At 62.7% G+C, this 22,655-nt stretch carries 18 protein-coding genes; 6 read left to right on the forward strand and 12 right to left on the reverse strand.

Translation table 11 applies throughout. The annotated features are described in order from the left end of the window. Positions 1–197 precede the first annotated feature (197 nt). The 11 genes from ABGM93_RS09110 to ABGM93_RS09160 all read right to left on the reverse strand — a co-directional run bounded on the left by ABGM93_RS09110 (position 198) and on the right by ABGM93_RS09160 (position 14,912). Positions 198–641: a thioesterase family protein gene (locus ABGM93_RS09110; protein ID WP_321505515.1), complete on the reverse strand. Its 444-nt coding sequence runs from the start codon at positions 639–641 to the stop codon at positions 198–200. 143 nt (positions 642–784) lie between these two features. Beyond that, positions 785–2,851, reverse strand: coding sequence for a 3-hydroxyacyl-CoA dehydrogenase NAD-binding domain-containing protein (locus tag ABGM93_RS09115; protein WP_321505517.1), 2,067 nt, complete (start codon positions 2,849–2,851; stop codon positions 785–787). Positions 2,852–2,907: 56 nt separating this feature from the next. Continuing rightward, positions 2,908–4,521, reverse strand: coding sequence for a GMC family oxidoreductase N-terminal domain-containing protein (locus ABGM93_RS09120; protein ID WP_321505519.1), 1,614 nt, complete (start codon positions 4,519–4,521; stop codon positions 2,908–2,910). A 137-nt stretch (positions 4,522–4,658) separates the two neighbouring features. Next, on the reverse strand, positions 4,659–5,321 hold the full coding sequence (locus ABGM93_RS09125; RefSeq protein ID WP_321505521.1) for a pseudouridine synthase: 663 nt from the start codon (positions 5,319–5,321) through the stop codon (positions 4,659–4,661). A 768-nt stretch (positions 5,322–6,089) separates the two neighbouring features. Further along, positions 6,090–7,256, reverse strand: a complete 1,167-nt coding sequence (locus ABGM93_RS09130; RefSeq protein ID WP_321505523.1) for an iron-containing alcohol dehydrogenase — start codon at positions 7,254–7,256, stop codon at positions 6,090–6,092. 103 nt (positions 7,257–7,359) lie between these two features. Next, positions 7,360–8,748 (reverse strand): aldehyde dehydrogenase family protein, encoded by a 1,389-nt coding sequence (locus ABGM93_RS09135; RefSeq protein ID WP_321505525.1) that lies wholly within the window; start codon positions 8,746–8,748, stop codon positions 7,360–7,362. A 260-nt stretch (positions 8,749–9,008) separates the two neighbouring features. Next, positions 9,009–10,379, reverse strand: coding sequence for a glutamine synthetase family protein (locus tag ABGM93_RS09140; protein ID WP_321505527.1), 1,371 nt, complete (start codon positions 10,377–10,379; stop codon positions 9,009–9,011). Between the two features lie 642 nt (positions 10,380–11,021). Then, a complete protein-coding gene (locus ABGM93_RS09145) occupies positions 11,022–12,074 on the reverse strand; it encodes a TRAP transporter substrate-binding protein (RefSeq protein ID WP_321505529.1) in 1,053 nt (350 codons plus the stop codon). Positions 12,075–12,230: 156 nt separating this feature from the next. Further along, positions 12,231–13,556, reverse strand: a complete 1,326-nt coding sequence (locus ABGM93_RS09150) for a TRAP transporter large permease subunit (protein ID WP_319772171.1) — start codon at positions 13,554–13,556, stop codon at positions 12,231–12,233. After that, entirely contained in the window at positions 13,553–14,062 is a 510-nt protein-coding gene (locus ABGM93_RS09155; RefSeq protein WP_321505531.1) for a TRAP transporter small permease subunit, read from the reverse strand. The genes ABGM93_RS09150 and ABGM93_RS09155 overlap by 4 nt, the downstream gene beginning before the upstream one ends. A 73-nt stretch (positions 14,063–14,135) precedes the next feature. Then, entirely contained in the window at positions 14,136–14,912 is a 777-nt protein-coding gene (locus ABGM93_RS09160) for an N-formylglutamate amidohydrolase (protein WP_321505533.1), read from the reverse strand. Positions 14,913–15,283: 371 nt separating this feature from the next. On the opposite strand from ABGM93_RS09160, the gene ABGM93_RS09165 reads away from it, so the two are divergent. Further along, positions 15,284–16,153: a MurR/RpiR family transcriptional regulator gene (locus tag ABGM93_RS09165; protein ID WP_321505534.1), complete on the forward strand. Its 870-nt coding sequence runs from the start codon at positions 15,284–15,286 to the stop codon at positions 16,151–16,153. 37 nt (positions 16,154–16,190) lie between these two features. Here the strand turns inward: ABGM93_RS09165 and ABGM93_RS09170 are convergent, their stop codons facing one another. Further along, positions 16,191–16,661 carry a MaoC family dehydratase gene (locus tag ABGM93_RS09170; protein WP_321505541.1) on the reverse strand — a complete coding sequence of 157 codons (471 nt, stop codon included), beginning with the start codon at positions 16,659–16,661 and terminating at the stop codon, positions 16,191–16,193. Positions 16,662–17,048: 387 nt separating this feature from the next. Between ABGM93_RS09170 and ABGM93_RS09175 the strand changes: the two genes are divergently transcribed. From ABGM93_RS09175 to ABGM93_RS09195, 5 genes are all read left to right on the forward strand, one after another. Then, on the forward strand, positions 17,049–18,176 hold the full coding sequence (locus ABGM93_RS09175; protein WP_321505543.1) for an ABC transporter substrate-binding protein: 1,128 nt from the start codon (positions 17,049–17,051) through the stop codon (positions 18,174–18,176). 130 nt (positions 18,177–18,306) lie between these two features. After that, entirely contained in the window at positions 18,307–19,014 is a 708-nt protein-coding gene (locus ABGM93_RS09180) for an ABC transporter permease (RefSeq protein WP_321505794.1), read from the forward strand. 7 nt (positions 19,015–19,021) lie between these two features. Next, positions 19,022–19,723, forward strand: coding sequence for an ATP-binding cassette domain-containing protein (locus ABGM93_RS09185; protein WP_321505796.1), 702 nt, complete (start codon positions 19,022–19,024; stop codon positions 19,721–19,723). 96 nt (positions 19,724–19,819) lie between these two features. Further along, positions 19,820–20,176, forward strand: a complete 357-nt coding sequence (locus tag ABGM93_RS09190; RefSeq protein ID WP_321505545.1) for a hypothetical protein — start codon at positions 19,820–19,822, stop codon at positions 20,174–20,176. Between the two features lie 400 nt (positions 20,177–20,576). Next, positions 20,577–22,385: a methanol/ethanol family PQQ-dependent dehydrogenase gene (locus ABGM93_RS09195; protein ID WP_321505547.1), complete on the forward strand. Its 1,809-nt coding sequence runs from the start codon at positions 20,577–20,579 to the stop codon at positions 22,383–22,385. Positions 22,386–22,655 lie beyond the last annotated feature (270 nt).

Genomic DNA, 22,655 nt, shown 5'->3' on the forward strand with positions numbered 1-22,655 from the left:
CGAATGATGCGCGGTGCCGCCCGGATACGCCCCGGCCAGCCCGCGACCGACTTCAGTTAAACGCCCAAAGCCCTTTGTAGTTCAACCGCGTTTTCACCAAAAAGTTGTCATCAACGGGCTGTGCTCCCACGATGGACCTGCGCCGGGCCTGAGACATTCCATCGCTCTTGCGTCAAAACCTCACAGCCGCTCAGCCCTTAGGTGAGCACCAAAATCTCTTCCAGAGCGCCCCTCAAACCGGGATCCAGCGGCAGCGGCTTTCGGCTTGAACGCTCCACATAGACATGGATGAAAAAGCCTTCCGCGCTGGCTGTATCCTCGTCATTGCGAAAGAGCCCGACCTCGTAGCGCACCGAGGAGGTGCCCATATGCGCAACCCGGATGCCCGCGGTGATCACGTCGGGAAAGGCCATTTCCGCGAAATAACGGCAGCCGGTTTCCACCACCAGCCCGACGCGCGCGCCGCCGTGAATATCGAGCACACCCTGCTCGATCAGCCAGCCGTTCACCGCCGTGTCGAAAAGCGAATAATGGACCACGTTGTTCATGTGGCCGTAAATGTCGTTGTCCATCCAGCGGGTCTGGATGGTTCGAAAGGCGCGATAGGCGGCGCGCGCGGAGGGTTTCGGGCGCGGGCTCATGTCCGCCCCTTCCGACATGCACTCGCGAACATGCGCGCGGGCTTTCGCGCGCGCCGGTCATTCCCCAACATCGTGTCTTCCCCCTCCCAGACAAGCCGCCCTCTCCCGTCCCTTAGCAGCGGACGGGAGAGAAGGGCGCATCGCTACAGGTCTTCCGCCTCTTTCAGCACCGCCTCCAGATTGGCGGCAGGCTCGATGCCGTGGCCTGAAGCATCCGCCATGGCGGCAACGCTTTCAAGGAACGCCTCGCGCGGTTGGGCTGCCGCCCAATGCAGCGGGCCGCCCTTGAGTTTCGGAAAGCCGTAGCCATTGACCAGCACGATATCGACATCGGAGGCGCGCGCGGCGATCCCCTCGCCCAACAACAGCGCTGCCTCGTTGACGATGGCCGCCATGATGCGGGAGATGATCTCATCCGCGGTGAATGTGCGCGGCTCGATGCCCTTGCGGGCCATCTCCTTCGCGATCACCTCTTCCGTCTTCGGGTCGGGCACCGGCTTGCCGGAGGCATAGTCGTACCAGCCGCTTCCGGTCTTGCGGCCGAAGCGCTCCATCTCGCACAACACGTCCGGGATCTCGACATAGCGGGCCTTGGGATCGCGGGTGGGCGCAAGGCGCTTGCGGCGGGCCCAGGCGATGTCGAGACCGGCCAGATCGTAGACCTTGAAGAAGCCCATCGCGAAACCGAAGTCTTCGATGGCCGCATCGATCTCCCAGGGAAGCGCGCCTTCCTCGATCAGGAACTCCGCCTGCTGGCGATAGGCGGCAAAGACCCGGTTGCCGATAAAGCCCTCGCCGACCTTGGCGACCACCGGCAGCTTGCGGATGCGTTTGGCCAGCGCGACCAGTGTGGCCAGCACTTTGCCAGTCGTCGCCTCCGCGTCAATCACTTCCACCAGCCGCATGACATTGGCCGGGTTGAAGAAATGCAGCCCCGCCACGCGGCCCGGCAGCTTCGTCGCCGCCGCGATCTCGTCGATGTCGAGATAGGAGGTGTTGGTCGCGAGGATCGCATCGTCGCGCAGGATCTGATCGAGTTGGCCGAAGAGCGCCTTCTTGGCCTCCATGTCCTCGATGATCGCCTCCACCACGAGATCGCAATCGGCCATGGCCTCAAGCTCTGCGGGAAGCAGGCGCTCCATGAGGGCCGCAGCGGAAGCAATGCGCCCGCGCGCGGCCAGATCCTGCGCAGCCGTTTCCAGCGCCTTCATGGCGGTGGCCAGGAAGGTGGCGTCGCGCTCGGCGATGCGCACGGAGAGCCCCGCCTGCGCGAAGGCAAGCGCAATGCCCTGCCCCATGCGCCCGCCGCCAACAATGCCGACGGTTTCCACCCTGCCCGGTTCAACACCTTCGGGCATTTTGGTTGCCGCGCGTTCTGCGAAGAAGAGGTGACGCAAGGCGCGCGATTGCGGGCCGCGGCGAATGCGCAGGCTCGTTTCGCGTTCGGCGGCCAGCGCCTCACCTACCGGCAGGGTCTGCGCCTGACGAACCGCCTCGATGGCTTCGGCAACAGCAAGCGAACCGCGCCCCTTCTTGAGGGCAGCCGCCTTGGCGGCCTCCACCGCCTGCCGCTCGCCCGGGAGGGCGGGCAGTTCGCGCAGGATGCGCTTTTGACCGTCCATCTTCTCAAGATGGGCAATCGCGGCCTCCACCACGTCACCCTCGGCGATCGCGTCGATCATGCCGAGTTCCAGCGCCTCCGCCGATTTGACCCGGTGACCGGAGGTGACCAGTTCGATGGCGCGAACCTCCCCCACAAGACGCGAGACACGCACACCGCCGCCGGACCCGGGAATGAGGCCGAGGGTGGTTTCCGGCAGGCCCACGACAGCGCGCGGACCGGCGACGCGGGCATCGCAGCCCAAAGCCAGTTCATAGCCGCCGCCAAGCGCTGCGCCTTCCATGGCGGCGACCACCGGAACGGGCAATGCCTCGATCTTCGCGATGATGTCCGGCAGATGCGGAGGAACGGCGGGCGCGTCGAACTCCCGGATATCAGCCCCGCCGACGAAATTGCCCCCCGCACCGGTCAGGATCACACCGGCAAGACGCGCAGGCTCCAGGCCTTCCAGAGCCCCCATGAGGGCCGTGCGCATGGCGGTGGAGCCGGCGTTGACGGGCGGAAAGTCGATGGTGAGCACCGCGATTTCGCCCGTGGCGGCGGTGCGGTGGGCGACGTGAACAGTGTCCGTGTTTTTCTCGTTGGACATGCGGATTCCCGTTTCTTGTCTTTTGTTCAAAGTCGTTCAGAGCGGTGACGCCGGTGTCAGCCGCGATTGTCTTCAAGGATCATTTTCGACGCCTTGTCGGCGATCATGATGGTGGGCGAGTTGGTGTTGCCGGAGGTGATGGTGGGCATGATGGAGGCATCCGCCACACGAAGGCCCTCCACGCCGAAAACGCGCAGCCGTTCATCGACGACCGCGCCCGGATCGGAGGCGAGCCCCATCTTCGCGGTGCCGACAGGGTGAAAGATGGTCGTGCCGATATCGCCTGCGGCCTTGGCCAGAGAGGCATCGTCTTCCCCGACCGATGGACCGGGCAGATATTCCTGCGGATTGAAGGCAGAAAGCGCCGGAGCGGCGGTGATTTTGCGCGCGATGCGAAGCGAGCGCGCAGCAACCTCGCGGTCGCGCTCGTGAGAAAGGTAGTTGGGCGCGATTTCCGGGGCAGCATCCAGCTCCGGCGTCGTGATGCGGATATGGCCCCGGCTTTCGGGGCGCAGATTGCACACGCTGGTGGTGAAAGCGGGGAACCTGTGCAGCGGTTCGCCGAACTTGTCGAGCGAGAGCGGCTGAACGTGGAATTGCAGGTCGGCGCGGTCCACATCGTCGCCGGAGCGGGTGAAGATGCCGAGCTGCGAGGGCGCCATGGTGAGCGGACCGGAGCGGTTCACCGCATATTCGACCCCCATCCACGCCCGTCGGAAGAGGTTGTGATAGGTCTCGTTGAGCGTACGCACCCCGGAGACCTTGTAGATCATGCGAAGCTGGAGGTGATCCTGAAGGTTCGCGCCGACGCCCTTCCTGTCGGCCACCACCGGAATGCCAAGCGAGGAGAGATGCGCGCCATCACCGATGCCGGAACGCTGGAGGATCTGCACCGAGCCGATGGAACCGGAAGAAAGCACCACCTCACGCTTCGCGGTGGCAGACCGGCGCACTCCGTCCTGTATCCACTCCACACCGGTGACGCGATTGCCCTCAAACGTCAGCTTGTCGACCGAGCAACCCGTTTCAAGGGTGAGGTTCGGGCGGTTCAGGACGGGCTTCAGGAAGCCGCGAGCCGCAGACCAGCGCACACCGCGGCGCTGGTTGACCTGGAAATAGGACGCCCCTTCATTGTCGCCGCTGTTAAAGTCGGCAATGTCCGGCACACCGCATTCGATCGCCGCATCGCGGTAACGGTCGAGAATGTCCCAGCGCACGCGCGGGGCTTCCACACGCCATTCGCCGCCAGAGCCGTGAATGTCGCTCGATCCGAGGAAATGATCCTCGTGAGCCTTGAAGATGGGAAGAACATCCTCCCAGCCCCAGCCATTGAGGCCGAGCTGACGCCAATGGTCATAATCACCCGCCTGACCGCGAATATAGATCATGGCGTTGATGGCCGACGACCCGCCAATGACCTTGCCGCGCGGATAGATGAGGGACCGCCCGTTGAGGCCGGGCTCGGCGCGGGTCTTGAAACACCAGTCGGACCGCGGATTGCCAATGGCGAATAGATAGCCAACGGGAATGTGGAACCAGATCCAGTTGTCCTTGCCGCCCGCTTCCAGCACGAGCACCCGGTTTGATGGATCCGCCGACAGGCGGTTGGCCAGCACCGATCCGGCAGAGCCGGATCCCACAACAATATAGTCGTACGTCTCCCGCGCCATGAGCGCCCTCCCCTTTAACGCCCTCTCCCTGAGCGTGTAGTCAAAAGGGTTGAGCATTGCCGCGCCGCAACGTCAAGCGCGCGATGGTTGTCACCGGGAAGAAGTTGACGCTCGGCCCAGACGGGCAAGCGGTTCGCTCAGAAGGGACAGGGGTCCCGGAAGGTCATTTCCGCCCCGCCTTGCGGGTGGCGCAAGGTCAGGGTTTCGGCGTGGAGCTGGAGGCGTGGCGCTGCTGCGAAGGCCGCGTCGTCGGCATAAATGGCGTCGCCCAGAATGGCGTGCCCCAGATCGGCCATGTGAACGCGCAGCTGATGCGAGCGGCCCGTTTCGGGGAACAGGCGAACACGGGTCACGCCATCCTCGCGCGCCTCCACCTTCCAGCGGGTGAGCGCCGGGCGACCCAGCTCGAAATCGATCATCTGACGCGGTCGGTTCGGCCAGTCGCAGCGCATGGGCTTGTCGATCACCCCCTCGTCCTCCATCACCTCGCCCCAGACACGGGCGACATAGGTCTTGGAGAGTTTGCGGCGTTCGAACTGAAGACCAAGATGACGGTGGCTGGCGCGATTTCGCGCAAAAACCATGACGCCGGAGGTCGGGCAATCGAGCCGGTGGACCAATGTGGCTTCGGGGTAAAGCCCATTCAGCCGGGAGATCATGCAATCGGCGTGATCCGCCGCCTTGCCCGGCACGGACAGCAGCCCGGACGGTTTCGCTGCTACGAGGATGTCGGCATCCTCGTGCAGGATCGTCAAAGGCCCCGCGGGCGGGTCGTATGTGAAGGGACGCTGGTCGGGCATGGGGACATGCCGATATCAGCCCCCGGCGGGCAGGTCAATTTGGGGAAGGCCGTTCGCCCCTGCGATGGTGAAAAGGCCGGAACGGACCGCAGCTTTCAAAAATGCGGCCCGCCCCGAAAGTGGGGGAACGAACATGGAGGAATTGAGCCCCAAGCCTTCTCGGGAATACCAAGCAAAGGGCCACGTTTTCCGTAAACCGGCTCTAATGGGAGCGAGAACCGGCGACGAAATGCCGGGATTTAAAACGATTCATACTCACGGAAGAACTGTAAATAATAATATATTTTTCACAATATACATGATCCCGACACTATACTTGCACTTATTCATTAAAATATATTTCTGCCAGACAACCCCTAAACCCACTATTTTTATGAGCTATTTCCGGGATTGCCCTCCGGACAGACATTGAAACCACTGCCTACCGACGAATACGAAGCTAACACGGGCCAATCGATATTTCTATATATGGTTGTAACTATTTTTGCCTATTTCGAGCAAGATTCAAAAATTAAGCAGCTCAAGTATTTGATCCAGAAATCTATTCAGATGGAATGGCGCAGTATGTTACCCACGAAAATACAACCTATACGTGCATTTTCTTGATCCAGGGAAGTCATTACCGGAAAAGTCTGACGGGCATGTGACAAGGATGGTGCCGGAGCCAACGCAATTCGACCGGCACACAGCTCCCGGACTTGCAAGACCGGCTCGGGAGCGCACATCACAATGCGCGCGCCCCTGCCATTTTTTCTCGCCGCTAACGGATCAAAGCGTCCCGGACATCGCCGCATCGAAGATGGCGCGCGCGCCTTCGACGGTCAGTTCCACCGGGTTGCCGCCCGCGGTCGGATCGACGACAGCCATTTCCGCAATCAGATCCGCCTTGTCGCTGTTGAGGCCGAGTTCGGCGAGCGTGTGGGGGATGGCGAGATTGCTGCGCATTTCCATGACCCAGTCAAGGAAACCATCGAAGCCGGGCTTGGGCAATTCGAGGAACGCCGACAAACGCCCCATCTTCGCCTCGATGGCCGCCCGGTTCTGCATCAACACATAGGGCATGAAGACCGCATTGGTCAGGCCGTGATGGGTGTTGTAGATCGCGCCGACGGGGTGGGAGAGCGAATGGATGGCGCCCAGCCCCTTCTGGAAGGCGGTGGCGCCCATGGCAGCCGCCGACATCATGTGCGCGCGGGCTTCGATATCGGTTCCGTCCGCATAGGCGCGCGGCAGGGCTTCCTTGACCAGGCGCATGCCTTCCAAAGCGATGCCTTCCGACATCGGGTGATAGGAGGGCGCACAATAGGCCTCAAGGCAGTGGGCGAGCGCATCCATGCCGGTGCCCGCTGTAATGGCCGGCGGCATGCCAACAGTGAGCTCCGGATCGCAGATCACAACCTTGGGCAGCATGAGCGGGTGGAAGATGACCTTCTTGGTGTGGGTCTCCTCGTTGGAGATCACACCCGCGCGCCCCACTTCGGAACCGGTGCCCGCTGTCGTCGGCACGGCAACGATGGGGGCGATGCCGTCTGGATCGGCGCGTTTCCACCAGTCGCCCACATCCTCGAAATCCCAGATCGGGCGGGTCTGGCCCGTCATGAAGGCGATGCACTTGCCCGCATCGAGTGCAGACCCACCGCCAAAGGCGATCACGCCGTCATGCCCGCCCGCCTTGTAGGCTTCTACGCCCGCCGCGACATTGGCGGAAACGGGGTTGGGTTGCACATCTGAGAAAAGCTGCGCCTCCATGCCTTCCCTCTTCAGCACATCCATCGCGGCGGCTGTGATCGGCAGACCGGCAAGGCCGGGATCGGTGACAAAGAGCGGGCGCGAAAAGCCCGCAGATTTCGCCGCGCGGGCAAGCTCGCTGATGCGGCCTGCGCCGAAACGGATGGAGGTGGGGTAGGACCAGTTTGCAGTGGGCGATGTCGTCATGATGGACCCATGGCTGTGACACAAAGAGGAGGCTGTGACAGGAGGGAAGACGCGGCCCGCCGTGGCGGACCGCGCTTCGGATCGTGCTTGCGGCGCGCCGCGATCAGAGCACCGTTTTCAGGTGGTAGGATTTCGGCCGCGTCAGATGCTCGTAGCCGATGGAGGACAGCGCCCCGCCCTTGCCGGTGTCCTTGACGCCGGTCCACACCAACCCCGGATCGACATAATCGCAGCGGTTCATGAAGACCGTCCCGGTTTCCACCCGGTCACCGATGGCGGCAGCAGCCTCCGCATCCGAGGTCCAGATGGAGGCCGTCAGCCCATAGGGGCTGTCATTCATCAAGGGCAGCGCATCCTCGTCGCCATGCACCTTCATGATGCCGACGACGGGTCCGAAGCTCTCCTCGCGCATCACCGACATCTGGTGATCGACATGGGTGAGCACCTGCGGCGCGATATAGGGCGAGCCGGGCTTGTCGAGATCATATTTCGAGGTGTCGATCATCGCCTTGGCGCCCTTGCGAAGGGCCTCGCCGGTCTGTTCGCGCACCCAGTCGGCAAAGCGCGCCTGCGCCATGGGCCCGAGCGTCGTCGCCTCCTCCAGCGGGTTGCCCAGCACATACTGGTTGGTCAGCTCCACGAAACCGTCGACGAAGCGGTCATAGACGCTTTCATGGACATAGATCCGCTCGATGCCGCAGCAGCACTGGCCGGAATTGAAGAAAGCGCCGTCCACGAGATTGGCGATGGCGTAGTCGAGATCGGCATCGGCGCGGACCAGGGCCGGGTCCTTGCCGCCAAGCTCAAGCCCCATGGTGGCGAAGGTGCCTGCCGCCGCGCGCTCGATGGCGCGGCCACCGGCGACCGAGCCGGTGAAGTTGATGTGGTCGATATCGCCGGAGCCAAGCAAAGCCTCCGTCTGGCCATGCGAGAGAACGATGTTCTGGAAGAGGCCCTTGGGCAGGCCCGCCGCGTCGAACGCCTTCTGGAAGCGTTCACCGACCAGCAGGGTCTGGGCGGCGTGTTTCAGGATCACCGCATTGCCCGCCATCAGCGCCGGGATGATGGTATTGATGGCCGTCAGGAAGGGATAGTTCCAGGGCGCAATGACGAGGACGAGGCCCACAGGCACGCGCTTCACATAGCGGGTGAACCCGGTTTTCGGCGCGGGCACGACGTCCTTCAGCGCGGTCTCGGCAAGTTCGACCATGTAGCGCGCGCGCTCTTCCACGCCGCCCATTTCGCCGCCGTAACGCACCGGACGGCCCATCTGCCAGGCAAGCTCGGGCACGATTTCCTCGCCCATGGCCAGAAGCGCCTCAAGGGCTGCCAGGCACAGCTTGCCGCGCTCAGCGATGGAGACATGCGCCCAATCGGCCTGCGCCGCCTTTCCGGCGGCGATCGCGCCGGCGATCTCGCCGGTCGTGGCCAGGGGGCGCTCAATATAGATCGAGCCATCGACGGGAGAGACGAGTTTCACGGTTTCCGACATGTCAGGTTCCAGAGTTGATCGGCTTTGCGCCGGTAATCGTCATTTGCAGTTCGAAAGGAGGGGGCGGACTTCCCCGAGCGGCCCATCCTTCGAGACGACCGCTTGCGCGGTCTCCTCAGGATGACGTTGGCGGGTGGAGTTGGTTCCTCAAAGGCCAGCAACACACTCAGCGTCATCCTGAGGAGGCCCGAAGGGCCGTCTCGAAGGATGGGCCAGACGGCACGAACTCCCTGCCGCCTCCCCCATCGTCAGATCCCCACTCAATACCGCTCGAAGCCGCGCTTCAACTCCCAATCGGTGACGCGGCGGTCATATTCCATCTGCTCCCACTTCGCGGTGTGGACATAGTGATCGACCATGGCGTCGCCGAAGGCCTTGCGCATGAGGGCCGACCCATCGAGCGCGGCGGTCGCCTCGCGCAAGGTCTTTGGAATCTCGCGAAGATCCTCGCCCACATAGGCATCGCCCACGTGAGGCGCGCCGAGGTCCAGACCTTCCTCGATGCCCGCAAGGCCGGTGGCGAGAAGGGCTGCGAAGGCGAGATAGGGGTTCAGGTCCGCGCCGCCGATCCGACATTCGGTGCGGATGGCCTTGGTGCCCTCCCCGCAGAGCCGGAAGCCCGCGGTGCGGTTGTCTCGGCTCCACACAAGCTTGGTCGGGGCAAAGGTGCCTGACTGGAAGCGCTTGTAGGAATTGATGTAGGGGGCCAGAAACACCGTCATGTCGGCAGCATATTTCAGCTGGCCCGCCATGAAGCTCTTCATCAGGGACGACATGCCATACTGGTCGTTCTCATCGCGAAAGAGCGGCGTGCGGCCCGCCTCGTCCCACAGCGAGGCATGAACATGGGCAGAGCTTCCGGCAAGGTCGTAGTCCCATTTCGCCATGAAGGTGACCGCCTTGCCCGCCAGATGCGCGATCTCCTTGATGCCGTTCTTGATGATCACGTGCCGGTCGGCCATTTCCAGCGCATCGGTGTAGCGGACGTTGATTTCCTCCTGACCGGGGCCCCATTCGCCCTTGGAGTTCTCAACCGGAATGCCTGCGCCCTGAAGCCCGTTGCGGATGGCGCGCATGACGCCCTCTTCCTTGGAGGTCTGGAAGATGTGGTAATCCTCGATATAGCGTCCCGCGGTGTCCAGATCGCCATAACGCTTCACGCGCGCGCTCTCATAGCTCTCATCAAAGAGATAGAACTCAAGCTCGGAGGCGAAGAAAGCGCGATAGCCGAGCTTTTCCAGCCGGTCGATCTGCGATTTCAGGATCGCGCGCGGGGAATGAGGCAGCGGCTCGTGATGGTGGTGATCGAGCACATCGCACAGAACCAGCGCGGTGCCTTCCAGCCACGGCACACGCCGCAGAGTGCTCATGTCCGGCTTCATCACGAAATCGCCGTAGCCGGTCGCCCAGTTGGTCGCCGCATAGCCCGGCACCGGCTCCATGTCGATGTCATTGGCGAGCAGGTAGTCGCAGCCGTGGGTTTCCTCATACCCACCATCAACGAAGAAGCGGGCGTGGAAACGCTTGCCGATCAGGCGGCCCTGCATGTCGACCAGACACACCAGAACGGTATCGATCTCGTCTGCGTCTACCAATGCCGTGAGTTCGTCGAAAGAGAGATTGCCTGTCATGGGAGACCGTCTTCTGTTACGGCGCACAGTGGCCCGTGTGTTCCTGTGATGGGAGCGGCGGAGGGGATGTTCCCCCGCCGTCCTGTCGTTGATCAGCGCGCAGGACCAGATATCTCCGTATCCACGAGAGATCTGATCCCCTCACCCGGACCTGCGGTCCGACCTCTCCCCATGGGAGAGGTGATGGGTGTGTGCCGCGCTTGTCTTCGTTTTCTCCAGCCCGGTTTGGTGGGATAGGAAGAAGCACCTTCATCCATCCCCAGTCGCAAACCTCTCCGTATCCCCCCCCTCTCCCGTGGGGAGAGGGTTGGGGTGAGGGGATGCGATCTCTCCGTACCCACGTGAGGCCTGATCCCCTCACCCGGAGCTTCGCTCCGACCTCTCCCACCGGGAGAGGTGATGGGTGTGGGCCGCACTTGTCTTCGTTTTCTCCAGCCCGGTTTGGTGGGTTAGGAAGAAGCACCTTCATCCGCCCCCACTCGCAAACCTCTCCGTAGCCGCCCCCTCTCCCGTGGGGAGAGGGTTGGGGTGAGGGGATGCGATCTCTCCGTACCCCCGAGAACTCCACCCCCTCACCCGGAGCTTCGCTCCGACCTCTCCCCCCGGGAGAGGTGACTGAGCCGGGCTTTTGACCAGACCCGATCAGCTGTAGCGATACGGAGGACCGGCCTTCTTCATCGCTGCCGAATAGGTGCGGAAGATCTCCACGACCCGGGCCGTGCGGTCGCTGGTCTGTGCGATCTCGTCCCAGAACTTGTGGGCCTCGTTTTCCACCGTCTGCCATTCGGCATCGGGAATGGTGGTGAGCTGCATCTTGGTGCCCTCCACGCGCAGCTTCGCCTCGCCGCCCCAGTACCAGTGCTGGCGGTAGTAGTGAGAGCTGTCCATGCACAGGTTGAACAGCGTCTTGAGATGCTCCGGCAGGGCTTCCCAGCGCTCGGAATTGGCAAAGTAGGAACCGATCCACGCACCGGAGATGTTGTTGGTGAGGAAGTAGGGCGTCACGTCGGCCCAACCCACCGTGTAATCCTCGGTGATGCCCGACCATGCGATGCCGTCAAGCTCGCCGGTCTGCACCGCGACTTCCACGTCTTCCCACGGCAACGTGACGGGCACGACGCCGAAGCGCGACAGGAAGCGGCCCGCGGTGGGGAAGGTAAAGACGCGCTTGCCCTTGAGATCCTCAAGCGAACGGATCGGATCCTTGGTGTTGAAGTGGCACGGATCCCACGACCCGGCGGAGAGCCACTTCACGCCCTCCACTTCCGCGTAAGCCTCTTCCCAGATTTCCTTCAGGCCCCACTGGTTGAACAGCACCGGCACGTCCAGCGAGTAGCGGGTGGCAAACGGGAAGTAGCCACCAAAAACCGACACATCGACGGGAGCGGCGATGGAATCGTCATCCGACTGCACGGCGTCGATGGTGCCGTTCTGCATGGCGCGGAAAAGCTCGCTCGTCGGCACCAGCTGGTCGGCGGTATAAAGCTCGATCTCCATCTCGCCGTTGGCGACCTTGTTGAAGGCATCGATAGAGGGCTTGATCACGTGTTCGGCCAGAGCCGGGCCCGCATAGGTCTGAAGGCGCCATTTGATCGGCGACTGGCCGTGCACCGCGGGAGCGGCAAGCGTGGTGGCACCGGCGGCGGCGGCCGTCGCCAGACCGGCATTCTTGAGAAAATCGCGTCTGTTGGTCATGTCTCTCATTCCCCTGGTGATAGTCCGGCTCCGTGGGCACTTACGGTCTGACGCCTTCGCCCGGAGAACCTCCTCCGTTTTCTCTCCATTGATCCGGACGACAGGCGCCCGGCAGTCGCAGGCCCGGCGTACCGGACCCGATCCGTCGTCCCGCGATCAGTGCCCGTAGACGAGGCCCGGAAGCCAAAGGGCGATCTGCGGGAAAGCCATCACGATGACGAGCGCGACAAGCATCACCGCCACGAAAGGCACGATGGAGCGATAGATGTCGCCCAACGAAATCTGCGGCGGGGCCATGGCCCGCATCAGGAACAGGTTGTAGCCGAAGGGCGGGGTCATGTAGGCGATCTGGCAGGTGATCGTGTAGAGGACGCCGTACCAGACGAGATCGAAATCGAGCGCGCCCACGAGCGGCACATAAAGTGGCGCGACGATGACCAGCATGGCGGTGTCATCTAGGAACATGCCCATGATCAGATAGGAGATCTGCATCATGATCAGGATCTCCCAGGGCGAGAGCGCCAGCCGGTCCACGAAGAAGGCCTCGATCGCCTTGACCGCACCGAGCCCGTCGAAAACCGCGCCGAAGGCAAGGGCAGCCAGGATGATCCACATGAACATGCAGGAGATGCCGAGCGTCTTCTGGCAGGTATCGTGGATGACCTTGAAGGTGAGACGCCCGCGCACCAGTGCGGCCAGCATCGCGCCGACGGCCCCCACGGCGGAGCTTTCCACCAGCGAGGTCTTGCCGGTGACAAAGAGACCCATCATGGAGGCGAAGATCGCCAGCGGAATGAGGCCCGCCACGACGAAGCGCAGCTTGTCCCGGGCGGTCAGTTCCTCGCGCGCTTCCCTGGGAAGCGCGGGCCCGAGCATCGGGTTCATCCAGCAGCGCACCGCGATATAGACGATGAACATGCCCGCCATGAGAAGGCCCGGCAGCGCACCCGCCAGCCACAGCTTGCCGACCGGCTGGCGCGCGATCATGCCGTAAAGCACCAGCACCACCGACGGCGGCACGAGGATGCCGAGCGAAGAACCGGCCTGGATGACGCCGGTCACCATGATCTTGTCATAGCCGCGGCGCAGCAGCTCCGGTAGCGCGATCGAGGCGCCGATGGCCATGCCCGCGACCGACAGGCCGTTCATGGCGGAAATGATGACCATGAGCAGGATGGTGCCGATGGCCAGCCCACCGTTCACCGGGCCCATGGCGATGTGGAACATGCGGTAGAGATCGTCCGCGATGCCGGATTCCGACAGCATGTAACCCATGAAGATGAACATGGGCAGGGTGAGAAGCGGATACCACTTCATCAGCTTGATGCCGGAGGAAAAGGCGATTTCCGCGCCGCCGTCGCCCCAAAGCAGCAACGAGAAAATAACGGCCACGAAGCCGATGGCCCCATAGACGCGCTGGCCCGTGATGAGCAGCACCATCATGGTGGAGAACATCAAAATGGCGATGAGTTCATAGCTCACAGAACGTCCTCCCCGCGCGCGGCCGCCACGTCCTTGAAGAACACGGCAATCGTCTGCAGCAGCATCAGCACGATGCCGACGCACATGATGATCTTGATCGGGGCCATGTAGGGCCGCCACGCGGAGTAGCTGCGCTCGCCATATTGGAGCGCGTAGGACGTGGACGAGATGCCGCCGTAGAGCAGCACCACGAGATAGACGAACAGAAAGATGACCGTGATGGCGTCGATGATGGCGCGCGAGCGCGGCGACCAGCGGCCATAGATCAGATCCATGCGTACGTGCTCATCGCTTTGCAGCGACCAGGCCCCGCCGAGGATGTAGTAGCCCACCAGCAGGAACTGGGCCATTTCCAGCCCCCATAAGGGCGGGATGAAGAACGACTTCATGAACGACGAATAGAGAAGGATCCCCATCATCGCGAAGACGAGATACATGGCGAGAAGGCCGACATAACGGTTTGTCGCATCGACCCAGCGCACATATGTCCTGATTGCTTTCGGCACTGCCGCTGTTCCCTGTCGCATTCGCCTGCCCAAACATTTGGGCGAGGTGTCCGGCCCGATCTGACGTCGGGTCTCAGACGGATTTCGAAACCACCGCCTCCCGAGCGGCCTGCAATGTGGTTGCAAGACGCCGCGCCCAGGCCTCTTCGGCCTCGGGATCGGCGATCTCGTCATTTCGGATTTCCACCATCGCGCAAGCCAGTCCGCGCGCCTCGCCATGTCGGGTCAGCGTGAAATAGACCCCGTCGCCCGGCGCATAGGGTTCGTTGTCGCCAACCGTCAGGCCTGCGTCGCGGCGAAGATCCGCCAGCATCGGATCCGCAAGACGACGGTCGCTATCTGACAGGATGCCGATTTCCCATGGCCGCGCGACGCCCTTGTAGACTGGCGTGAAGGAATGGATGGCGACCAGCATGCTGGCGCGGCCCTGCCCGGACCGTTCCTCCAGTACCGCGTCGATCATCTCGTGATAGGGTTCGTGGACGAGCTTGATCCGCCTGTCCCGGGCCTCATCATCGAGCCCGGCATTGCCGGGGATGAGCGTTGTCTCGCTGATCTCTGGCACCAGATCCGGCGCATCGGTCCTGCGGTTGCAATCCACCACAAGGCGGGAAATCGTCGGATAGACGAGCGTGGCGTCGAGCATCCGGCTCAGCGCTTTGGAAACGCCCAGCGCGCCCGGATCCCATGCGATATGCGCCTCAAGCGCATTGGCAGGCAGGCCAAGGTCTGAAAGCGATGGCGGTATCCGGTTGGACGCATGATCGCACAGGATGACGAAGTCCGACTTGCCGGAGGTGTTTTCCAACACGACCGGCCGCTCTCCCGCCGGATCGGTATCAACCGCCATGGCCACTCCCCCCGCCCGATCGGACACCTCATCGACAAGACCCATCGATGTATGTCCAGCCTCTCACCAAAGGCCGACCGCGCTTTGGCCGCCCCCGACACTCACCAGAAACGCACGCAAGAAACGCATGCAGAAGATCGCATGCCGCAATGCCCTTGCCGCGCATGACGCTGAGTTTTCCCTCTATCCGAAAACCAACGTCAAGCCCCGAACACTACACCCACTACCCAGAAGATCACTTCCGTAACGGATGTTACAAAAGGAGAATTTCGGTTACTTTGTTTTTGAGATATTACAGAGCCTGACAGGCCTGTCAATTTGGTCTGACGGGAAAATACGCTGGGGAAGTCACACATATCGGGAGGGGCGATGTGACGGATGGGAGACAGCAAACGGTCGCGGAGAGGATCCGCACGGGACTTCAGGCACTTACCGCCACAGAACAAAAAGCGGCTCGGACACTTCTGGCAAGCTACCCGGTGACCGGACTGGAGACGGTTGCCGAGTTCGCGCGCCATGCCTGCGTCAGCGCCCCGACAATTCTGCGCTTTGTCTCCAAACTCGGCTTTGACAGCTATCCCGATTTCCAGCGCGCCTTGCGGGCGGAACTGAATGCGCAGCTCGCAACCCCGCTTGCCAAACGCGATGCACCGCCGGAGCCCGCAGGTGGAGCCGGAGGGGATGGCGAGCGCGCCTTTCTGGAGCGGTTCCGCCTGGCGCTCGACGACAACATCACGCAGACATTCGCGCTTCTGCCGCCCGGCGAATTCGAAGCTACGGTGGCGCTGATCGCCCAGACGCGGGCGCGCATTCACATCATCGGAGGACGGTTCACCGATGCGCTTGCGCGCTATCTCTCCGCGCATCTGCGCATCGTGCGACCGGGCGTGGTGCATCTGGCCGGCCAAAGCGACAACTGGCGCGATCAGCTTCTCGACATCACGCGCCGCGATCTGCTGATCGTCTTCGATATCCGCCGTTATCAGGAGGATCTGGCGCGGATTGCAGCGGTTGCGGCCAAGCGCAACGTGCCCATCGTCCTGCTGACGGATCAGTGGCTCTCGCCGATTGCCGCCCATGCCCGCCATGTGCTGGCGGCGCGGGTGGCAGCACCGTCCAACTGGGACAGTTCCGTCGCGCTGCTGGCGCTTGTCGAGGCATTGGTGGCGGCAACGACGGAAGCCATGTGGGAGAGCGCGCGCCCGCGCATCGATACGCTGGAGGAATTGCGTAACAACTGAATGTCCGGGCGAGCGAGCGATTGGACGACGCGGCCGTTCAAGGCTGCACGTACAGCCTTGTCATCCAGTCAGCGACAAGGGCTGGACGGTCGATACCCTCGATTTCCACCGTGATGCGATGGGTGAAAGTGAACTCGCCGGGCTCTCTCTCCTGCGCCTCCGTCAGCACGACGCGGCCTCGCACCCGCGAGCCTGTCGGCACCACGTGCAGGAACCGCACCTTCTCGAAGCCGTAATTGATCAGCATGCCGGCGCCCTCGATGCCAGGCTCGGCCTCGCGCGCCATGCGAGTGATCAGCGACAGGGTCAGGAACCCATGCACGATGGTGCCACCGAAGGGCCCTTCGGTGGCCGCGCGTTCCGCATCCACATGGATGAACTGATGGTCGTAGGTCAGGTCCGCGAAGGTGTCGATCATGTCCTGGGTGATGGGCATCCAGCCTGAAACACCGATTTCCTCGCCAATCCGCTGCGCATAAGCATGCGCGTCAATCTTCCGGTTCGGCATGTCGCAACCCTCCAGTTCCCGAATGCGCAAGGGATGAAAAGACACCCCCTTCTGTTTGAAGCGCCCTCTTAGCCCACCCGCGCGCCTGAGGTAAATTTCGTTTTGTGTCATATGGTATTTTTTACAGAAGCGCAGGCCCGCAAGATGTCCCACGCTGACAGGACCTGCGAAAATGCGACTGACTTTTCAACGCTCTGGCCAACGGGTTTTACGGGTAAACCGGGACGCCTCGATCTCGATCATAGGACCTATATTCAACGACGCGCTGGATCCGCTACCATCGTTTCCGCAATCAAAAAAGCCACGCGCGGCGCGCATTCCCGCATGAGACGCGGAAGCGCGCACGAGGATTGGCCGGTTGTTGGGGAAGCGTTTTGGGAGGAGGCAATGGGCCATAAACCCATGGACCATAAGACCGTGGATCGCGAAGCCATGGGCCGGGCAACCATGGGCCGGGCAACCATGGACCGAGAAGCCATGGCCCGGACGGGCACGTGCGCATCTCTGCGCCGCGCCACGACCGACCTGTCAGCCGCCCTCCTCGCTCTGTTCGCCGTTCTCTGGGCAAGCATGAGCATCTTCACCCTGTCCGCCGCAGCCACCGAGACCATTCGCGTCGGTGTTCTCAAATACGGCACGGTGAACTGGGAGCTGAGCACGCTCATCGACAATGGGATCGATGACGCCAACGGCATCACGGTGGAAATGGTGCCCTATGCCTCCAATCAGGCGACCCTTGTGGCGCTTCAAGGCGGCGAGGTGGACGTGATCGTTTCCGACTGGCTGTGGGTGTCGCGCCAGCGCGCCTCAGGCAGGCCCTACACATTCGTGCCGTTTTCCTCCGCCGTTGCCGCCTTGATGGTCGCGCCGTCCTCCGCCATCACGTCGCTTGAGGATCTTAAGGGGCGCAAGATCGGGGTTGCGGGCGGCCCCCTCGACAAGGGGTGGCTCACCCTGCGCGGGCTGGCAGAGAGCGAAGCGGGCTTCGATCCGGCGGACGAGAACGAGATCGTTTTCGGCGCGCCGCCGCTTCTGGCCAAGAAACTGGAACAGGGCGAACTCGACGCCACCCTCAATTACTGGCACTACGCCGCCCGCCTGGAAGCCAAGGGATTTACCCGCATTCTGGATGCCAATGACGCGGCCATCCGCCTGGGTGCGGAAGGCGCGATTTCGGCCATCGGCTACGTGTTCGACGAGACCTGGGCCGACACGCATCGCAGCGCCATGCTGGGGTTCGTCGCCGCCTCCCGTCAGACAAAGGCGCTTCTGAAGACCTCCGATGAGGCCTGGGAGGCGCTGCGCCCGGCGATGAAGGCGGCGGACGAGGCGACCTTCGAGACGCTTCGCACCCGCTTCCGACAGGGCATCCCCTCGCGCCCGATCGCAGCCGAGATCGCCGATATACGGCATATCTATGCGCTGCTGGCAAGAATTGGCGGCGAAAAGCTCGTCGGTCCGGCCACACAATTGGCACCGGGCACGTTCTGGAGCGCGCTGGAAGACGGGTCGTGAACCGGTGACGGGCGGCGCCCCCCCCCTTTCCATCGCTCACCCGCGAAATCCGCAGAAGGCCGGACCGTCCGGCCGGCGACAGCGACGCGCGCGGCGCTTTCCGCTTGGCCTTTTCTCCCTCGCGGGAGCCATTGCGCTGTGGGCGCTCGCCGCCCATCTCGCCGACGACGCGACGGTCCCCGGCCCGCTCGATGTTGCAAGGTTCGTGGTGCGCGAGGCCGCTTCCGGCGCCTTGTTTCTGAATCTGGGCATCACGCTTGCCCGCGTTGTCGCGGCCTTCACGCTGTCCATGCTCATCGGCACCGGGCTTGGGCTGTTGATGGGCCAGAACCGGGCGGCGGACCGGGCGCTCGATCCTTGGCTGATCCTGCTCATCAACCTGCCCGCGCTCGTGCTGATCGTTCTTTGCTACATCTGGATCGGGCTGACGGAGGTCGCCGCAATCACCGCCGTTGCGCTCAACAAGATCCCGAACGTGGTGATCACCTTGCGCGAGGGCGCAAGAGCCCTCGATCCGGCGCTTTCCGAAATGGCGCGGGTCTACCGATTTTCACGGGCCAGACGCGTGCGCGACGTGATCCTGCCGCAACTGCAGCCCTATCTTGCCGCCGCCTCGCGCTCCGGCCTGGCGCTGATCTGGAAGATCGTCCTGGTGGTGGAATTGCTTGGGCGCTCCAATGGCGTCGGCTTCCAGATCCATCTTCATTTCCAGTTTTTCGACGTGACCGCGATCCTCGGCTATGCGCTCGCCTTTGTGGCGGTGATGCTGGCCATCGAATATGCACTGGTGCAGCCCCTTGAAAAACGCGTCTCCCGCTGGCGTATCCGGCCGGCTTGATGTCCGCATCGCAGAAAAGAGCTTCGAGCGCGTGGAAGGCGGGCAGGTCTGCGTGCTGCGCGATCTCGCCTTCTCGCTGGAACCGGGCAGCTTCACCTGTCTGATCGGTCCATCGGGCTCCGGCAAAACCACCACGCTTCGCATTCTGCTCGGCCTCGACACCGATTTTGACGGCAGCGTCCGCCTGCCCGGCCAGGATGCGCGCATCGCTGTCGTGTTTCAGGAGCCGCGCCTCCTGCCCTGGCGCACGGTGGAACAGAACGTGCGGCTGGCCCTGCCCGACGACGCCACGCCCGATCTCGATGACCTGTTCGACACATTGGGCCTGAGCGACGTTCGCGCCAATTTTCCCGGCGAGCTGTCTCTGGGCCTCGCCCGCCGGGTGGCGCTGGCGCGCGCCTTCGCCATCGATCCCGATGTGCTGCTGCTCGACGAACCCTTCGTATCGCTGGACGAAGCGACAGCGAAACGGATGCGCGCGCTTTTGTTGCGGCTGTGGCGCGGGCGCGGCGTGAGCGTGCTGATGGTCACGCACAATGTGCGTGAGGCGGTGGCACTCGCCGACCGACTGCTACTGATCAGTGGGCGCCCCGCACATCTGACCGGCGATGTGCCACTACCCCTCATGCAGGAAGCGCGCACACCGGAGCGTATGGCTGCGCTGCTCGATGAGCTTGGCAAGGCCTATCCTGACATGCTCCAGATCTAGGGTTCGCCCCAAGGCGCCTTTGACCGCTTTTCTCGCATCGCCTATCTTGTCGCTCAGCGGAGAATGGCACTGCGTGAACAGCGCATGAGGACGAAGGTGAGCAGACGATCGAAAATCCTCATGCTCGCCGGTGTGACGCGAAAGAACCGTCATCAGATCACCGCCGACATCAACGATGCCGTGATGGGCGTCGGAGGATGGATCAAGAGCCACACCCTGTTCTCCAACATTGCAACGACATTCCATTTCGCCCTGCCACCGGACCGCTTGTCCACGTTGCGCCAGCGCATGGTCGAGCTGGGCGTCAGGCTGGATGAGGAGAGCATCGCCAAACTCGATGCGATCTCGATGGAGTCGAGTTCTCGGGCGGACGAGATTGCAGCGTCCCTGAACCTCACCTTCATCCACACGGAACCGGACCTGCGACGCGACGTGCCCCACGTTCCAGGCTAGAACGCAGCCGCATACTTACCTAAAGTTAGCCAAACCAATCCCCACCCGCATCTGAATACCGCGCCCCGCCAACCGGCAAGGAACGCCCACCCGGAAAACAAATGCGGCCAAAACGCCGACGCCTAACAGAAAACACCGACAGACCCGAGTGAACACCCCAGCATTTTACCTGTTATATCACCCCGGAAACGCCAGCTTTATCAATGACGTCAATCGGTTAGTACTATGGTGCTATCGACAATATTCTGGTGAATTTACAAAGTCCTGATGCTCGTTTGCGACTGATCGGCCGACCGACATGGTGCCTGCCCGGACCCGTTTCATTCACTGATCCGGCTCCCGGAACCGCAGGACAACAAGGTCCACCGGCGCGCGCCAACAAAAAGCGTAGGGGATGGAAATGCAAAGGTTCACCTTCCTGGCGGCCGCAAGTCTGGCCGCCGTGACAATCTCATCGTTCGCGCATGCCAACGATGAACTGATTGAAATGCAGAAGAACCCGAAGGACTGGGTGATGCAGCTGGGCGACTATTCCAGCACCCGCTACAGCTCTCTCGATCAGATCAACAAGGACAATGTCGGCAATCTTCAGGTTGCCTGGACATTCTCGACCGGCGTTCTGCGCGGCCACGAGGGCGGCCCGCTTGTGATCGGCGACGTGATGTATGTCCACACACCGTTCCCGAACAAGGTTTTCGCGCTCGATCTCAATGACAGCGGCCGGATCATCTGGAAATACGAGCCCAAGCAGGATCCGAATGTCATTCCTGTGATGTGCTGCGACACGGTCAACCGTGGCGTCGCCTATGGCAACGGCATGATCTTCCTGCATCAGGCCGATGCAAAGCTGGTGGCGCTCGACGCCAAGACCGGTGAGGAAAAGTGGACCGCCCAGAACGGCGACGCCTCCAAGGGCGAAACCGGCACTTCGGCGCCGATGGTGGCGGGCGACAAGGTTCTCGTCGGCATTTCCGGTGGCGAATTCGGCATTCAGGGCCACATGACCGCCTACAACATGTCGGACGGGACCATAGCCTGGCGCGCCTATACGAGCGGGCCGGACGACAAGATCATGATGGACCCGGAGAAGACCACCCATCTGGGCAAGCCGGTGGGCAAGGATTCCAGCCTGAAAACATGGGAAGGCGACCAGTGGAAGCTGGGTGGCGGCGCCACCTGGGGCTGGCTGTCCTATGATCCGGAACTGAACCTCGTCTATTACGGCTCCGGCAACCCCGGCACCTGGAACCCGGTCCAGCGTCCCGGCGACAACCGCTGGTCGATGACCATCTTCGCCCGCGATCTCGATACCGGCATGGCCAAGTGGGTCTACCAGATGACCCCGCATGACGAGTGGGACTATGACGGCGTCAACGAGATGATGCTCGTCGACATGGAAGTCGACGGCAAGATGCGCAAGACGCTGGTCCATCCCGACCGCAACGGCTTCGCCTACACGCTTGACCGCGTGACCGGCGAGTTGCTGGTGGCCAAGAAGTTCGATCCGGCCGTCAACTGGGCGACCGAGGTCGTGATGGATCCCAACAGCGACCAGTATGGCCGCCCGCAGGTGGTGTCTCAGTACTCCACCGACCAGAACGGCGCCGACGTGAACACCGAGGGCGTGTGCCCGGCGGCGCTTGGCACGAAGGATCAGCAGCCTTCCGCCTATTCGCCCAAGACCGGCCTGTTCTATGTGCCGACCAATCACGTCTGCATGGACTACGAGCCCTTTGAAGTCTCCTACACGGCCGGTCAGCCCTATGTGGGCGCGACGCTGTCCATGTTCCCCGCGCCCAACAGCCATGGCGGCCTCGGCAACTTCATTGCCTGGGATGCGGCCAAGGGCGAGATCGCCTGGTCCAACCCGGAACCCTTCTCGGTGTGGTCCGGTGCGCTGGCGACCGCAGGAGACGTGGTCTTCTACGGCACGCTGGAGGGCTACCTGAAGGCGGTCGACGCCAAGACGGGCAAGGAGCTTTACCGCTTCAAGACCGCGTCCGGCATCATCGGCAACGTCAACACCTACGAACATAACGGCAAGCAGTATGTCGGCGTGTTCTCCGGTATCGGCGGCTGGGCGGGCATCGGCCTTGCGGCAGGCCTGACGGAAGGCTCCGAGGGCCTTGGGGCCGTGGGCGCCTATCGCTCGCTGTCGAGCTACACCAATCTCGGCGGTCAGCTGACGGTGTTCGCTCTTCCCGACTGAGGGAGCGGTGCGGGACGGTTCGTCCCGGCGGCGCGGGAGGCGAACCAGACAAGGCGAGACACAGAAGCGGGACCGGCACAACCTGCCGGCCCCGCCTTTTGGCGACAATCGGTACGCCGGAGCACCGGCGACAAAAGCGAAAACAAGACGATCAAGGTGAGGAACGACGGCGGCGGCGGCAAGGGAAAGTCGGCCGAAAGCTTCGTTCAGGGAGAAAACGGCAGATGGCAGCACCGGCGAGAACCGGTGCGCGCGCCAATCCGGGGAGAC

The sequence above is a fragment of the Breoghania sp. genome, assembly GCF_963674635.1.
In the GTDB taxonomy this organism is placed as follows: domain Bacteria; phylum Pseudomonadota; class Alphaproteobacteria; order Rhizobiales; family Stappiaceae; genus Breoghania.

What these genes read in the sequence shown, in the direction of transcription:
- ABGM93_RS09195 (WP_321505547.1), top strand. Translation starts at nt 20,577, where the DNA reads ATGCAAAGGTTCACCTTCCTGGCGGCCGCAAGTCTGGCCGCCGTGACA.
- ABGM93_RS09140 (WP_321505527.1), bottom strand. Translation starts at nt 10,379, where the DNA reads ATGACAGGCAATCTCTCTTTCGACGAACTCACGGCATTGGTAGACGCA.
- ABGM93_RS09110 (WP_321505515.1), bottom strand. Translation starts at nt 641, where the DNA reads ATGAGCCCGCGCCCGAAACCCTCCGCGCGCGCCGCCTATCGCGCCTTT.
- ABGM93_RS09120 (WP_321505519.1), bottom strand. Translation starts at nt 4,521, where the DNA reads ATGGCGCGGGAGACGTACGACTATATTGTTGTGGGATCCGGCTCTGCC.
- ABGM93_RS09125 (WP_321505521.1), bottom strand. Translation starts at nt 5,321, where the DNA reads ATGCCCGACCAGCGTCCCTTCACATACGACCCGCCCGCGGGGCCTTTG.
- ABGM93_RS09160 (WP_321505533.1), bottom strand. Translation starts at nt 14,912, where the DNA reads ATGGCGGTTGATACCGATCCGGCGGGAGAGCGGCCGGTCGTGTTGGAA.
- ABGM93_RS09130 (WP_321505523.1), bottom strand. Translation starts at nt 7,256, where the DNA reads ATGACGACATCGCCCACTGCAAACTGGTCCTACCCCACCTCCATCCGT.
- ABGM93_RS09145 (WP_321505529.1), bottom strand. Translation starts at nt 12,074, where the DNA reads ATGACCAACAGACGCGATTTTCTCAAGAATGCCGGTCTGGCGACGGCC.
- ABGM93_RS09135 (WP_321505525.1), bottom strand. Translation starts at nt 8,748, where the DNA reads ATGTCGGAAACCGTGAAACTCGTCTCTCCCGTCGATGGCTCGATCTAT.
- ABGM93_RS09175 (WP_321505543.1), top strand. Translation starts at nt 17,049, where the DNA reads ATGGGCCATAAACCCATGGACCATAAGACCGTGGATCGCGAAGCCATG.
- ABGM93_RS09170 (WP_321505541.1), bottom strand. Translation starts at nt 16,661, where the DNA reads ATGCCGAACCGGAAGATTGACGCGCATGCTTATGCGCAGCGGATTGGC.
- ABGM93_RS09115 (WP_321505517.1), bottom strand. Translation starts at nt 2,851, where the DNA reads ATGTCCAACGAGAAAAACACGGACACTGTTCACGTCGCCCACCGCACC.